This is a genomic window from Streptomyces sp. NPDC040610 (assembly GCF_055594065.1).
The window spans coordinates 582,259-595,627 of sequence record NZ_JBVIXA010000003.1; the positions used below are offsets into that span (position 1 = coordinate 582,259).

General features: G+C 74.4%; 13 protein-coding genes. 9 read left to right on the plus strand and 4 right to left on the minus strand.

The genetic code is table 11. From position 1 onward, the window contains the following. Complete coding sequence (locus ACZ6AA_RS15300; RefSeq protein ID WP_471458358.1) at positions 1–1,416, minus strand: hypothetical protein; 1,416 nt, start codon at positions 1,414–1,416, stop codon at positions 1–3. After that, positions 1,416–2,981 (minus strand): hypothetical protein, encoded by a 1,566-nt coding sequence (locus ACZ6AA_RS15305; protein WP_471458360.1) that lies wholly within the window; start codon positions 2,979–2,981, stop codon positions 1,416–1,418. The genes ACZ6AA_RS15300 and ACZ6AA_RS15305 overlap by 1 nt, the downstream gene beginning before the upstream one ends. 156 nt (positions 2,982–3,137) lie before the next feature. Between ACZ6AA_RS15305 and ACZ6AA_RS15310 the strand changes: the two genes are divergently transcribed. From ACZ6AA_RS15310 to ACZ6AA_RS15335, 6 genes are all read left to right on the plus strand, one after another. Next, on the plus strand, positions 3,138–3,563 hold the full coding sequence (locus ACZ6AA_RS15310) for a hypothetical protein (RefSeq protein ID WP_468460199.1): 426 nt from the start codon (positions 3,138–3,140) through the stop codon (positions 3,561–3,563). After that, complete coding sequence (locus ACZ6AA_RS15315) at positions 3,560–3,844, plus strand: hypothetical protein (protein WP_468460197.1); 285 nt, start codon at positions 3,560–3,562, stop codon at positions 3,842–3,844. The genes ACZ6AA_RS15310 and ACZ6AA_RS15315 overlap by 4 nt, the downstream gene beginning before the upstream one ends. Positions 3,845–3,976: 132 nt before the next feature. Beyond that, positions 3,977–4,354 (plus strand): hypothetical protein, encoded by a 378-nt coding sequence (locus tag ACZ6AA_RS15320; protein WP_471458363.1) that lies wholly within the window; start codon positions 3,977–3,979, stop codon positions 4,352–4,354. Positions 4,355–4,546: 192 nt separating this feature from the next. Further along, positions 4,547–5,248: an IclR family transcriptional regulator gene (locus tag ACZ6AA_RS15325; RefSeq protein WP_471458365.1), complete on the plus strand. Its 702-nt coding sequence runs from the start codon at positions 4,547–4,549 to the stop codon at positions 5,246–5,248. 191 nt (positions 5,249–5,439) lie between these two features. Beyond that, positions 5,440–7,077 (plus strand): AMP-binding protein, encoded by a 1,638-nt coding sequence (locus tag ACZ6AA_RS15330; protein WP_471458367.1) that lies wholly within the window; start codon positions 5,440–5,442, stop codon positions 7,075–7,077. A 225-nt stretch (positions 7,078–7,302) separates the two neighbouring features. Next, positions 7,303–8,523, plus strand: a complete 1,221-nt coding sequence (locus ACZ6AA_RS15335) for a glycosyltransferase (RefSeq protein ID WP_471458369.1) — start codon at positions 7,303–7,305, stop codon at positions 8,521–8,523. Between the two features lie 96 nt (positions 8,524–8,619). Here the strand turns inward: ACZ6AA_RS15335 and ACZ6AA_RS15340 are convergent, their stop codons facing one another. After that, the gene (locus ACZ6AA_RS15340; protein ID WP_468482918.1) at positions 8,620–9,309 is read right to left on the minus strand and encodes a TetR/AcrR family transcriptional regulator; all 690 of its coding nucleotides are present in this window, start codon (positions 9,307–9,309) and stop codon (positions 8,620–8,622) included. 107 nt (positions 9,310–9,416) lie between these two features. On the opposite strand from ACZ6AA_RS15340, the gene ACZ6AA_RS15345 reads away from it, so the two are divergent. From ACZ6AA_RS15345 to ACZ6AA_RS15355, 3 genes are all read left to right on the plus strand, one after another. After that, positions 9,417–10,196 (plus strand): hypothetical protein, encoded by a 780-nt coding sequence (locus tag ACZ6AA_RS15345; protein ID WP_468460185.1) that lies wholly within the window; start codon positions 9,417–9,419, stop codon positions 10,194–10,196. 93 nt (positions 10,197–10,289) lie between these two features. Beyond that, positions 10,290–10,940, plus strand: coding sequence for a class I SAM-dependent DNA methyltransferase (locus ACZ6AA_RS15350; RefSeq protein ID WP_468460183.1), 651 nt, complete (start codon positions 10,290–10,292; stop codon positions 10,938–10,940). A gap of 156 nt (positions 10,941–11,096) precedes the next feature. Then, positions 11,097–12,089, plus strand: coding sequence for an alpha/beta fold hydrolase (locus tag ACZ6AA_RS15355; protein ID WP_468460181.1), 993 nt, complete (start codon positions 11,097–11,099; stop codon positions 12,087–12,089). Positions 12,090–12,101: 12 nt separating this feature from the next. On the opposite strand, the gene ACZ6AA_RS15360 is transcribed toward ACZ6AA_RS15355, so the two are convergent. After that, positions 12,102–13,328 carry an RICIN domain-containing protein gene (locus ACZ6AA_RS15360; RefSeq protein ID WP_468460179.1) on the minus strand — a complete coding sequence of 409 codons (1,227 nt, stop codon included), beginning with the start codon at positions 13,326–13,328 and terminating at the stop codon, positions 12,102–12,104. Positions 13,329–13,369: the final 41 nt, after the last annotated feature.

Below are 13,369 nucleotides of genomic sequence, written 5' to 3' on the forward strand. Positions count from 1 at the left end.
CTAGTAGTCCTCCTGTACGGCGGCCGCCGCGATCTCGGCGAGGAACGGCTCCGTGTCCGTGCCCTCGCCGGCGCCCGACCCCGCCGCGACGGCCAGCCGATGCCGGGCCAGGGCACGGACTGCGGCGCGGGCCGCGCTGTCGTCGGTGCCGGTGCCGGTGCCGGTGCCGGTGCCGGTGCCGGAGCCTGGGCCCGGGTCGAACCCCGGCAGCAGTACGCCGACCTCGATGCGCGGCGACGTCACCGCGGCCGGGATGTCGAGGTCCGCACGCCCGGCCCACACGTCGTCCCCGCGGGCCAGCGGTACGCGGTGCGGCGGGGCGCCGTCCACCTCGACCTCCGCCGCGAGGCGCACGCCGCCGGTGGGTGCCGCGACGTCGGCGACCACCTCGACCTCGATGCTGCGTCCGGCGCCGAGCGCGTACGCCGTCCAGGACACGGCGGCCTCGGACGCGTCGACGAAGCCGGGTGGGTAGCGGTGCCAGTCGTTGGTGCCCGGGCCGCGGGCGATCACGCGGCCGACCGGGGGGAGGGGGGATCCGGCGGTGAGGGCGTAGGCGCGGGGGTGGGGGAAGAGGGTGGTGAGGTCGAGGCGTTCACCGTGCGGCGCGCCCGCGCCGCCGGTCGGGGTGGCGCCGAGGGCGGGTCCGGTGCCGGGGCCGGACCCGGACTCCAGGGACGAGCGGAGTCGGCGCCAAGCCTCCCCGTCCACCCCGGCGTTGTCCGCTGCGTCGTCGAGCAGCCGCAGGACGTCGGCCAGTTGGGGCGCCGGGGTCGTCGTCCGCCGTCCGGCACGCCACCACGCGATCAGTGGGTCCAGCGCGGCTCGATGATCTTCGAGGAGTACGGCCGCGTTGCCGTCGGGCTGGTCCTCCAGGTCGTCGAAGAGCTGCTGGCACTCGTGGGTGAGGGCGGCCAACTCCAGGCCGAGTACGTCCGGTTCGAGGGCGGGTATCCCGTCGAGGTGCGATGTGGGCCACCAGCGGGCCGCCCAGTGGCCGAGGGCGAGGCGGGCGGCGCGGGCCGCGAGGGCGGTGGGGTGCCCCGGCAGGGCCACGCCGCCGGGTGGGACCACCGCGCCGGGCAGGCCGATCTCACGGGGCTGGGCCACCCCACCCCGAAGGGCCACCCCACCCGCCCAGGGCGCCGCCGCCACCCCCCGCACAGCCGCCGCCACCCCCTCGCCGTACACCGCCCACACCCACCCCTGCGCCCGCCCCACATCATGGATCTCCGCCGTCGGCAGCCCCGGGGCGCCGAGCACGGACCAGGTCAGGACGGCCCCGGCGACGTCGAGGACGGCCTGGGTGCAGGCGGGCCCGGGGGCAGGGGCGCCGATCAGTACGGTGCCGTCATCGGCCCGGGTGACGTGGACGTCGGCCTGTGGCTCCGGCATGTCGGCGTGCGGCTCCGGCATCACGCACTCCTCGGCTCGGCCGCACGCGCGGTGCCGACAGGCCCGGCGCCGGCGGAAGCGGCACCAGGCGTCGCGGCACCGGACGACAAGCTGCGCAACGCCGTACGTACCCGCGCCCGATGGTCCATCATCACCGACCGCGCGACCCCGTCGAGCACCGCCCACGCCTCCGCCGTGTCCGCGAGCGCCGCGTCCCGGACGTCCCGCCCGTGCAGCCGCACCCACAGCCGCCGCATGTACGCCGACCACGGGGTGCGCAGGTCGTGGGCGAGGGCTTCCAGCGCGCCGCCGTCCGGGTCGGGGCGGGGGGAGACGGTCATCCGGCGGGCCCGCAGGACCGAAGCCTCGCGCTGCCAGCGGCCGTTGACGACGCGGTGGGCCGCCGTCTCCCCGAGCACGACCGCGTCCGCCGCCCCCGAGGTGCCGCCCGCCCCGGAAGCGCCGCCCGGCCCAGAGGCGCTGCCCGCCCCGGAAGCGCCGCCCGACCCCCCGCACCCCAGCGGATCCAACCCCACCGCGAGCCGCCCCCCGAGCACGACGGTCACCCGCAGGCTCTCGTCGTACAGGCCGAGCGGCGCGCAGCTCCGCCCGACCTCCCGCCGCACGAGTTCCGGCACCGTCGGCAGTTCCTCGCGGTGCGTCGACGCCTGGAGGACGGTGAAGAGCCGCTCGAAGAGCGTGCGGTCGAGCGGTGCGGGGAGCGTCGCGGTCGACGCGCTCCGGCCGACCTCCGGGCGCGGCGGTGTCCGGTGCGCGGTCAGCCCCAGATGCGTCGGTACGTCGCCACGCCCCCAGACACCGCTCGTGTACGTCCACAGCGCCCGCCCGAGCAGGCTGCCGTGCCCGCCCCCGACCATGGCCGCGAAGGCCGACGAGCCTTCCCCCGGAAGCGGGCCCGCGCCCGGGCCACCCGCACCGCAGGCCTCCAGGACGTCACCCGCGAAGCCGACCGCAGCACCCAGACCCCCATCCGCACCCAGGCCCACACCCGCGTCCGCCCGCCCCGCCGCCCCCCAAGCCGCAGCCAACTCCCCATCGAGCCGGGCCCGCCGGCCCCCATCCCCCAGATGCTCCTTCAACGCCCCCACCGTCCGCCCGCCGCCCGCCTCCGCTATCTCCTCGACCACATCCCTGGCCACGGCACCCGCGTCACCCGACGGCGTCCCGTACTCGGTAGCCAGCTCGAAGCAGCGCTGGAAGTACAGGTCTTGGGGGTTGCCCGCGACGACGCCGAGCGCCCGGCGGGTCTTCTTGAGCAGCGTGAACCACTGTGCGGTCGCCGCGAGCAGCGAACCGGACTCCCGGATCAGCGCGTCGAGGCGGTCGGCCTCGCGCGGGCCGAGGAAGTCGGCCGCCAGTTCCGGGTGCAGCGCGGGTCTGACGATCAGCGGCAGCACGATCAGCTTGACCGTCCGGGTCAACGGCGCGCCCCCGGGCCCGCTCAGCGAGGCAAGCCCCGACGCCGACCCGGACTCCGCGCCCGCCCCGATCCCACGCCAAGCCCCGTCGATGACCATGGCACGCGGACGGTGCCCGTCGCTCGGCAGCGTGCTCGCGGACGGCATGGCCCGAGATTACGTCGTCGGGGAACAGACGGTCGAACCTGGGATCGGTAGGCGAAGACCGCCACCTAGCGTTCCCCTCGACGACGCCGGGCAGCACCACCGGTCACCAGCACCAGGGCCCGCAGCAGAGCCCGCACCAGAGGGGGAAGGCACACCATGGGACTCTTCGGAAAGCGCAAGACCCGCGAGGAGCGGGCCGCCGAGATCGCCGGGAAGGTGGCCAGCGGCAAGGGCTTCTACGGCCGTACGACGCGCGCGTTCCTCGGCGGCGAGGACTTCGCCAGGGTCCAGCAGTCGATCGGGGCGCACAACTCCGCCGCCACCGCGCGGCAGTTGCTCGCCATGGGGGCACCGACGACGCCCGCCGTCGTCGTGTCGATCAGCGACACCGGCAAGCTGGTCAACTTCGACCCGGTCGTCGACCTGGTCCTGCAGCCGTCGGGAACCGGCACCGACCGGATCGCACTCCAGACCATCGTGTCCAAGCTGAGGATCCCGCGCACCGGGGACCAGGTGCTGCTGATCGCCGACCCCGCCCGCCCCGGCGGCTACCTCTACGCCGGGGACGGTGAGACGACGTGACGACACCACCGTACGAACTCCACGAAGTGTTCGTGACCGACACCGTCCTGCTCTCCTTCGACGGCCGCGTCCTTGAGGTGTTCGGCTACACCGACACCCACCGCACCCACCTCTTCCAGGAGCCCCGCCTGGAGTTCGGCACCGGCCGCAGGCCCAGGGTGGAGATCATCACCGCGTCGGGGGCGCGCCACTCCATGCCGTACGACCCGCACCGCCTCGACGCGCTGCGCGCCTTCGCGGCGCGGCTCGCGCGCGCGGTGGCCGAGCGGCCGAAGCACTGAGAGGGAAGCGCCCGGTCCGGTCAGCGGAACAACGCTTGCCGGGGCTCCGCGCCCCCGGGCAGCCTCGAACGCGTAGGAAATCCGCGTGATTCGGCGCTCGCCGGGGACGGCGGGGGGCGAGGGGGCAGCGACATGGCAAAGCAGCAGACGCCGCACGGGCCCGAGCAGGTCGTCGAGGCCAAGCTCGAGGAATCGGAGATCCGGGCCATCGGGCAGGCGGGCAAGGTGAGCCCGCAGGACCTGTCGGGCAGCGGCTACACCTACCGGCACGACTGGGGCGCGTGGAACGGGTTCGTGCGCTTCAACCTCACGAGTTCCACCTTCACGGCCAACACGCGCGTGTTCGTGGCGGTGAGCGAACCGACGGGCGGCGGCGGCAAGTTCATCGGCTCCGCGCGCTACTTGGTGTACAACGTGGCGCCCGACAACGGCGTCATCTCCGTGCGCGTCCACATCGACTGGGGCAGCCCGCTCGGTGTGCCCATCGACTACTTCATCGTCAACCCGTAGTCGAGGCCGGTACCGGCTGATGGGAGAAGGCCCCCGCCTCACCGCGGGGGCCTTCGGCGTGCCGGTCCGGGGTGGGGCGGCGGTCGGTCGATTCCGGAGGAATACGGCTTGTCTGGTACTCCAGGTGCCGTTCCGCCCGCGCCTAACGTGTGCGGCGTGGGCGCTGAGGGCGGTTCTCCGGGTGGACGGGGCGTGCTTGCGGGGGCGTTCGTGCTCCTGGAGGAGTTGGCCAGGGTCGACGAGGCCGGGCTGAGCGAGCTGGCGGCGGGCACCGGGCTGCCGAAGACCACCGTGTACCGGCTGTTGGGGCAACTCGTCGCACTGGGCGCCGTGGAACAGTACGACGGCCGCTATCGCGTCGGCGCGACCCTCGCGCGCCTCGGCCGGTCGTGGACCACGCACCGGCTGCTGGAGCGGAGCGCGGCGGTGCCGCTGCGGCGCCTCGCCCTGGAGACCCGGGCCACCGTGTGCGTCGCCATCCCGTCCGGTGGGCGCATGACGGTCGTGACCGGGATCGCGGCGGCCGCCCGGGAGTTCTTCCCGCACCTGCCCGGACAGACCCTCCCGCCCGACAGCGCGGCCGACGTCGTCTTCGCGGCGCCGGGGTCGCCCCCGTCCGCGCGCAGGCCGCCGCCCGGCCACACCCCGAGCCACTGGGCCCGGCGCCTGCGCGCGGCCCGTGAGCAGGGGCTCGACCTCCACCAGTACGAATGGGGCGGCGAACGGCTCTGCCTCGCGGTGCCCGTGCACGCCGCCTCCGGCGAGATCATCGCCGCCGTGGGCGTGGCCGTGCCCGACCCGCGCCGCCTCGCGCACACCACGGAGGTCGCGCGGCGCAGCGCCCGCATGCTCAGCTCCACCATGCAGCGGCTCCCGTACGGACGCCGGACCTGAGTGGGTCGGGGCGCGGCAGGCCCCGCCCGCCCGGCCGGGCACGGAAGCCAGGGCAGGCCGCGCCGGGCCGACGCACGCCTGGCCGACGCACGCCGGGCCGACGCACTCCAGGTCAGCGCACTGATGCCAACGTGACGCCCCGCTGCTTACGATGCGCAAGGGACACCGGACGGCGGCGCGAGGGGGCGGACATGGACGCAGGGGCGGGTACGGAGATCGGCTTCGGCGCGGTCGCCGCCGCGCACCCCGACCGGCCCGCCCTCGTCGAGCCCGACGGCACCACCCTCACGTACGGGGAACTGGCCGCCCGTGTGCACCGGCTCGCGCACGCCCTCGCCGGGCTCGGGCTGCGGCCGGGGGACTGTGTCGCCGCGATGCTGCCCAACAGCCGCGCCTTCTTCGAGCTGCGGCTCGCCACCGGCCGGTCGGGCCTGTACTTCACGCCGTTCAGCCACCACTTCACCACCGCCGAGGTGACGCACGTGCTCACCGACAGCGGGGCGCGGGTGGTGGTCGTGGACGCGTCGCTGCTGGACGTGGCGGGGCCCGCGCTGGACGAGGCGGGGATCCCGGCGGAGCGGCGCCTGGTGTGGGGGGCCGGGCGGGCACCCCAGGGGCAGCCCCGGGAAGCGCGCCCGGACCCGTCGCCGGAAGCCCACCCGGCCCCGTCCCCGGAACCGCCCCGGGGCTGGACCGACTACGAAGCCCTCCTGGCCACCGCCCCCACCACCCCGTCCCTGCACCCCCGCGCCGGCGGCGTCATGCTCTACACCTCCGGCACCACCGGCCGCCCCAAGGCCGTCCGCCGCGCGCTGTCCGAAGCGCCGCCGGGGCCGAGCCCGTACGAGCTGGACTTCATGGCGCGCGTCGGCGTGCGCCCGGGCGCGTACACGCAGTTGTGCGCCGCGCCGCTGTACCACGCGGCGCCGGGCCTGTTCGCGAACATGGCGATGCAGCTCGGGCACACGGCCGTGATCGCGGAGCGGCCGGGTACGGAGGACTGGCTGGAGCTGATCGACCGGCATCGCGTCGACGCGCTGTTCGCGGTGCCGACGGTCCTGCACCGCCTCCTCCGGCTGCCCGCCGAGGTGCGCGGGCGGTACGACGTGTCGAGCCTCAGCGCCGTCGTGCACGGCGCCGCGCCCTGCCCGCCCGAGGTGAAGCGCCGCGCCATCGACTGGCTCGGACCGGTCCTGTACGAGTTCTACGCCGCCACCGAGGGCGGGGTCTCCGCGGCGGACAGCGCCGACTGGCTGGCCAGGCCCGGCACCGTGGGACGGCCCCTCGCGGCCACGGACGTGCGGATCCTGGACGGGGACGGGCGGCCGGTCGCGGCCGGGGAGACCGGCGGGGTGTACTTCCGGCCCGCCGTGCCGTTCGCGTACCACAAGGACGCCGAGAAGACCGAACGGTCCATGCGGGCCGGGTACTTCACGGCGGGCGACGAGGGATACGTCGACGAGGACGGCTGGCTGTACCTGCGGGACCGGCGCACCGACCTGATCATCTCCGGGGGTGTGAACGTGTACCCGGCGGAGGTCGAGGCCGTCCTGATCGCGCACCCGGACGTCGCGGACGTGGCTGTGGTCGGGGTGCCGGACGCGGAGTGGGGGCAGCGGGTCGCCGCGGTCGTGCAGCCCGAGCCGGGGATACCGGGCGACGACGCGTTCGCCGACCGCCTCGCCGCGCACTGCCGGGGCGCGCTCGCCGGGTTCAAGGTGCCGCGCGTGATCGAGTTCAGGGAGCGGGTGCCGAGGTCGGAGGCGGGGAAGGTGCTGCGCCGCGAGATCCGCCCCGACGCGGCGGCGGGGCCGGTGTCCGGCGCCTGATCCCTGGCGGCGGTCGGCCGCCTGAGCCCTGTCCGGCGGTCGGCTCCGAGGCCCGCGCGGCGGGCCGTGCGCGGGCCGGGCACAGAAAAAGGCGGGCACCCTCTCCCCGCCACTCTCAACGTATAGCCCACCGGGGGGCTTGCGGCAAGGCCCCCGTGGTGGCGCAGAATCGCCCGCCGAGGCCGGATTTCGGGGCCGGGAGCCGTGGACATGGGGAGTCGCGAGATGCGTGTAGTGCTGTCGACGTACGGGTCGCGTGGGGACGTCGAGCCGCTGGTGGGGCTCGCGGTGCGGCTGCGCGAGCTGGGCACGGAGGTGCGGGTGTGCGCGCCGCCGGACGAGGAGTTCGCGCGGCGCCTCGCCGGTGTCGGGGTGGAGATGGTGCCGGTGGGGCAGTCGGCGCGGGCGCTGACGACGGCGGCGCGGCAGCCGAAGTCCCTGCCGGAGCGGGCGGCCGAGCTGATCGCGAGCCAGCTCGATGCCGTGGGCAAGGCGGCCGAGGGGTGCGACGCGCTGGTGGCGACCGGCATGGTGCCCGCCGTGGCCGGGGCGCGGTCGGTGGCGGAGAAGCTGGGGATTCCGTCGGTGTCGGTGACGTTCCAGCAGCTCACGCTGCCGTCGCCGCACCACGCGCCGCTGGCGTACCCGGGCCGCCCGTTCCCGCCGGAGGTGACCGACAACGGGACTCTGTGGGACCTGGACGCCCGCAGCATCAACGCCCTGTTCGGGGAGGCGGTCAACTCCAACCGGGCGTCGATCGGCCTGCCCCCGGTGGCCGACGTCCGCGACTACGTCATCGGCGACCGGCCGTGGCTGGCGACGGACCCGGTCCTCGACCCCTGGCGCACCGCCGAGGGCGCGGGCTTCGGCTTCGACGTCGTGCAGACCGGCGCCTGGCTCCTGCCGGACGAACGCCCGCTCCCGGACGGGCTGTCGGCGTTCTTGGAGGCGGGCGCGCCCCCGGTGTACGTGGGCTTCGGCAGCATGCCGATGCACGGCTCGGACGATGTCGCCCGGGTGGCCATCGAGGCGGTACGCGCACAGGGCCGCCGGGTCCTGATCCGGCGCGGCTGGGCCGACCTGGACCTGATCGACGACCAGGACGACTGCTTCGTCGTGGGCGAGGTCAACCAGCAGGCGCTGTTCCGCAGGGTCGCGGCCGTCGTGCACCACGGCGGCGCGGGTACGACGACGACGGCGGCCCGCGCGGGCGGCCCCCAGGTGGTCGTGCCGCAGGCGACGGACCAGCCGTACTGGGCGGGCCGGGTGGCCGGGTTGGGCATCGGCGTGGCGCACGACGGGCCGACGCCGACGTTCGCGTCCCTGTCGGCGGCGCTGGGGACGGCGCTGGCCCCCGCGACCGGGGAGCGGGCGGCGGCCGTGGCGGCGGAGATCAGCGACGACGGGGCGGCGGTGGCGGCGAAGCTGGTCCTCGGCCTCAGGTGACCCGCACGAGGCGCGCCCGACCGCACGAGCCGCACGAGCCGCACGAGCCGCACGAGCCGCACGAGCCGCACGAGCCCCGCCCGGTCTCCCCGGGCCTCAGAGCCCCAACCCCCGCACCAGATCCCGCAGTTCATCCCCATAAAGCACCGCCGGATCACCGATCTGTGGCCGCAGCAGCCCGTCGATCTCCAGCGTCACGAGCCCGTGCATCCGCCCCCACACCCGCAGCGAAAGGGCGAGCACGGCCGGAGTGAGGCCGGGGAAGGCGGCGCGGGCGACAGCGGTGAACGCCGGGTCGAAGTCGCCCCAGGCGTAAGCACTGCCACCGCTGCCGCCCTCGGCAGGCCGAGCCGTCACCGCGATCTCCACGATCCCGAGGCACAGCTCGTACTCCGCCTCCGCGCTCTCCGCCGTGTCCGCGCGCGGCGCCCGGCCCCGCCCGCTGAACAACAGCCGGAACTCCTGCGGATGCGTGAGCGCCCACGCCCGGTACGCGAGCCCGTGGGCCAGGGCCCGCGCACCCGCGTCCCCCGCCGGATGCGCCTCGCGGGCCGCGCGAAGGTGCGCGGCCAGGTCCCGGTACGCATCCGTCGCAAGCGCCGCGAGGAGCGCCTCGCGGGTGTCGAAGTAGCTGTAGAACGTGCCGGGCGCCATGCCCATGTCGCGGGCGATGCCCCGCAGGGCCACGGCCTCCGCGCCCTCCTCCACCAGGTGTTTCAGGGCGGTCGCCTTGATCTCGGCGGTGGTCTGGGCGCGGTGGCGCTCGCGGCGGCTGGCTGCAGGCATGGCTCCATAGTACGGCGAGCAAAGGTTGAACAGTGTTTGGAAATTGGCCGATGTTCGAGTTATGGTCCTGGCACATCCGGAAACCAGCGGCAGCGAAGGGGTGTGGCATGACCACGCACACATACGGACCCGGCCCGATCAAGGGCTACGACATCGGCCCGATCCCGATGGAGGCCGCGTTCACGTCGGACTTCCCGCTGGCGGCGGGCACAGGCGCGGCGGACGTGCAGGACATCGTGGACAAGCAGGAGGTGGAGCGGCGCGTCATGGACGTACGGCCCGGCATGTACGCGAAGTACATGCCGAGCCGGATCGACGAGGCGGCGGGGCGGCACTACACGGGCGGCCGGTATCTGTTCGAGACGTGGGCGGACGTCGTCGAGTACGAGCGGTTCACCAGCCAGGAGCTGGAGTTCGAGCCGGGCGTGAAGTTCTGGAGCCGCCCGTTCTTCCTGGACGTGGAGCGGTTCGTGTGGCGGGTCGCGGGGGCGCACAACTTCCTGCCCCTGGACGCGCATCACGTGAGCCGCTTCGAGCGCTTCCGGTACGAGGGCGACGGGGAAGCGGCCCTGGAGCGGGCGTGGGGGGCGCTCCGGGACGAGGCCGAGGCGCGGGGGCTCGCCGCCGTGTGGCTGCTGCACCAGCCGGAGCAGCGGCTCATCGGCCTGCACACGGTGGCCACCCGGATGACCCCGGCCGACCTGGAGGCCACGCCGTCCCTCGGCGCGCTGCTCCCCGAGTCCCTCGCCCCGGAGCGGTACTTCGACCGGTCGAGCCGGATCCTCTCCCTGTGGCTGCCGAAGTCCCGCCTCGCGGGCGGCGCGCCCTCGGCGTACCCGTCGTCGCCGCTGCTCCCGCTGCCGTCGGTGGCGGCGCAGGAGGTCTGAGGCGGACCGGGGGCTGAGGGGGACCGGGGCGGACGTCCGCCGGGGAGGCGTCCGCCCGGGGGCGTTGTCAGTGGGTCCGAGTAGCGTCCCGGCATGGCTGAAGACGCGTACTTGATCAGGACTCGGACCTCCTACGACGCCATCGCCGAGGCCGTCGAGAAGGAGTGGCGCGGCGAGCTGGACAACTGGCCGCTGGCGCGGGCGATGTTCACGGCCTACGCCGAGCTGGTGCGGGACGCGGGCGGGGGCACGGTGGCCGACATCGGCTGCGGCACCGGCGAGGTGAGCGCCATCCTCAGCTCCCTGGGGCTGCGGATGCGGGGGATCGACCTGTCGCCGGGCATGCTGGCGCTGGCCCGCGCCAAGTATCCGCACCTGCCGTTCGAGGTCGGCTCGATGACGGCGCTCGACCTGCCGGACGGGGAGCTGGGCGGGGTGGTCGCGTGGTACTCGACGATCCACATCCCGCCGGCCGACCTGCCGAAGGTCTTCGCCGAGTTCCACCGCGTCCTCGCCCCCGGTGGCCAGCTCCTGCTCGGCTTCCAGGTCGGCGACGGCATACGCCACTTCGACGAGGCCTTCGGCCATGACGTGGACCTGGACTTCCAGCGCTGGCGGCCGGAGCGGATCACGGAGCAGCTCCGGGAGGCCGGGTTCGCCGCGAACGGATATCTGCTCCGGGAGCCGTACGAGGGGGAGCGCACGCAGCACGCGCACCTCCTGGCGGCGAAGCCCCGCGCGTAGGCCGTCCGGCTCCCCTGCCGGGGCCGCCTCGCCGGGGGCCGATCTGCCGGGGCCGTCTCGCCGGGGGCCGTTTTGCCGGACCGGCAACATCCCTCGGCGCCCGCCCCCGCCCCCGTACAGACTCGTGACGAGCAGCCCCGCACATCCGGAGGAGCCATGACCATGACCGACGCACTCGATGTGAAGCACCGCCTGCTGGAGCTGCCCGAGAGCCCCGGCATCCGCATCCACGCCGTGGAGCAGGGCTCCGGCCCGCTGGTCCTCCTGGTGCACGGCTTCCCGGAGACCTGGTACTCGTGGCGGCGGCAGCTCCCGGCGCTCGCGGAGGCCGGATACCGGGCGGTGGCGATCGACGTGCGCGGGTACGGCCGCTCGTCGCAGCCGCGGGACACGGCGGCGTACGGGATGCTCGCGCACGTCGCCGACAACGTGGGCGTCGTCCGCGCGCTCGGCGAGGAGACCGCCGTGATCGTCGGCCACGACTGGGGCTCGCCCATCGCGGCGAACTCGGCCCTGCTCCGGCCCGACGTCTTCCGCGCGGCCGCCCTGATGAGCGTGCCGTACGCGCCCCGGGGCGGCCCCCGCCCCACCGAGGCGTTCGCCGCGATCCCCGGCGACGAGGACTTCTACATCTCCTACTTCCAGGAGCCCGGCCGCGCCGAGGCCGACATGGAGCCGGACGTGCGCGGCTGGATCCAGGGCTTCTACACGGCCCTGTCCGGCGACACGATGCCGCCGCCGGACGCGCCGAGCCTGCACTTCGTGCCGAAGGGCGGCCGGATGTCCGACCGCTTCCCGCAGGGCGGGCCGCTCCCGGAGTGGCTTTCCGAGGCGGAACTGGACGTGTACGCGGCCGAGTTCGAGCGGGGAGGCATGACCGGGCCGCTGGGCAGGTACCGCAACATGGACCGCGACTGGGCGGACCTCGCGGCGTGGGACGGGGCGGCCCTCACGCAGCCGTCCCTGTTCGTCGCGGGCGAGCTGGACCCGTCCCTCCAGTGGCTGTCCGCCGCCCTCGACGCGTACGCCGTGACGCTCCCCGGCCTTGCCGCGTCCCACATCCTCAAGGGCTGTGGGCACTGGGTGCAGCAGGAGCGGGCCGAGGAGGTCAACGGGATCCTGGTGAGTTGGCTGCGGGCCGTGGTGTGACCCGGCCGCGCGCTACAGCCACACCCCCTTGAGGAAGGGGTAGGCGTCCGTCAGCTTCGTCGGCCCCTGCACCAGCTTCCCCTCGCTGACGATCACGAACTCGTCGCCCTTGAGCAGGAAGTAGTGCATGGCGTCGTCGAAGGGGGCGGAGGTGGCGGTGTCGAGGTTGGCCAGGAACTCGCCGGGCGCGTGCGGCAGCGTGAACTTCTGCGTGTACTCGGGGTCGTCGAGCAGGGTGAGCACCGTATGGCTCCCAAGGAAGTACACGAGCCGGTCGCCCTTGGGGTCGGCGGCGGTGACCGCCCTGATGCGTACACCCTGGAGGTCCGCGGGAAGCACCCTGCCCGCGTCGGCCACCGTCCGTTCCGAGAACTCCTGGATGTCGTGGTCGAGCACGGCGGCGTGCGTGTAGGGGCTGCCCTTACGGGTGTTGATGACATCCGCGTCGGGGGACGGGAACCCGTGCGGGAGCCGCTGGAACTGTTCGCTGGTCTTCTTCGGCCCGGACTCGATGCCGAGGCGGGGCGAGAAGCGGATGAACTCGTCGCCGCGGAAGCCGTCGAAGCGCAGATACGGCGCCCGCGGGTCCGGGACCGTCTTGGCCATCGTCTCGAAGACGCCGCCGCCGACGTCCAGGATGCCCTTGACCGCCGAGGCGAGGACGTTCGCGGGCGTGGAGAAGGTGCCCGGAGAGACGATCCGCGCGGTCAGCGCGTCGAACGCCTTCGTCTCGCCCCGCGCGGGCACGGGCTCCAGGCGCCACGCCTGCGTGCCGCGCCCCTCCTCCGTCTTGGGTTCCCCCTGCTCCAGCTCGGCGCCCGGCTCCTGCCGCTCGCCGCGCACCCCGAGGTGCTTGCCGCTGTTCACGTTCACCCACGAGTAGAGGTCGTCGCCGATCCGCTCCGGCCGCCACAACTGCGTGACCAGCAGGTCGTCCCGCGACTCCGGCGGGCACTGCTGCACCGCCGCGCCCGCGCGGCTCCGGTTCACCATGATGTCCATGCGCAGCGTGCTGTGGACGTTCTGCAACGTCCACGCGCCCTCGCGCGCGCTGTGCGGCTTCAGATGCCAGAACTGCCGGTGCCGCTCCACCCCTTCGGCGTGCAGCGCCTCCAGTACGACCTTCGCGCCCTGCTTGGCGCCTCCTCCCGGCTGCACCCCCGCGTACAGTCCGCTCGCCTCGTTCTTGATGAGGTAGATGCCCTCGGACACTGCTGACTGGCCTGGCTGTGCTGCCACGGTCAACCTCCCGGAACGACGGGTCGCACACGCACCGGCGG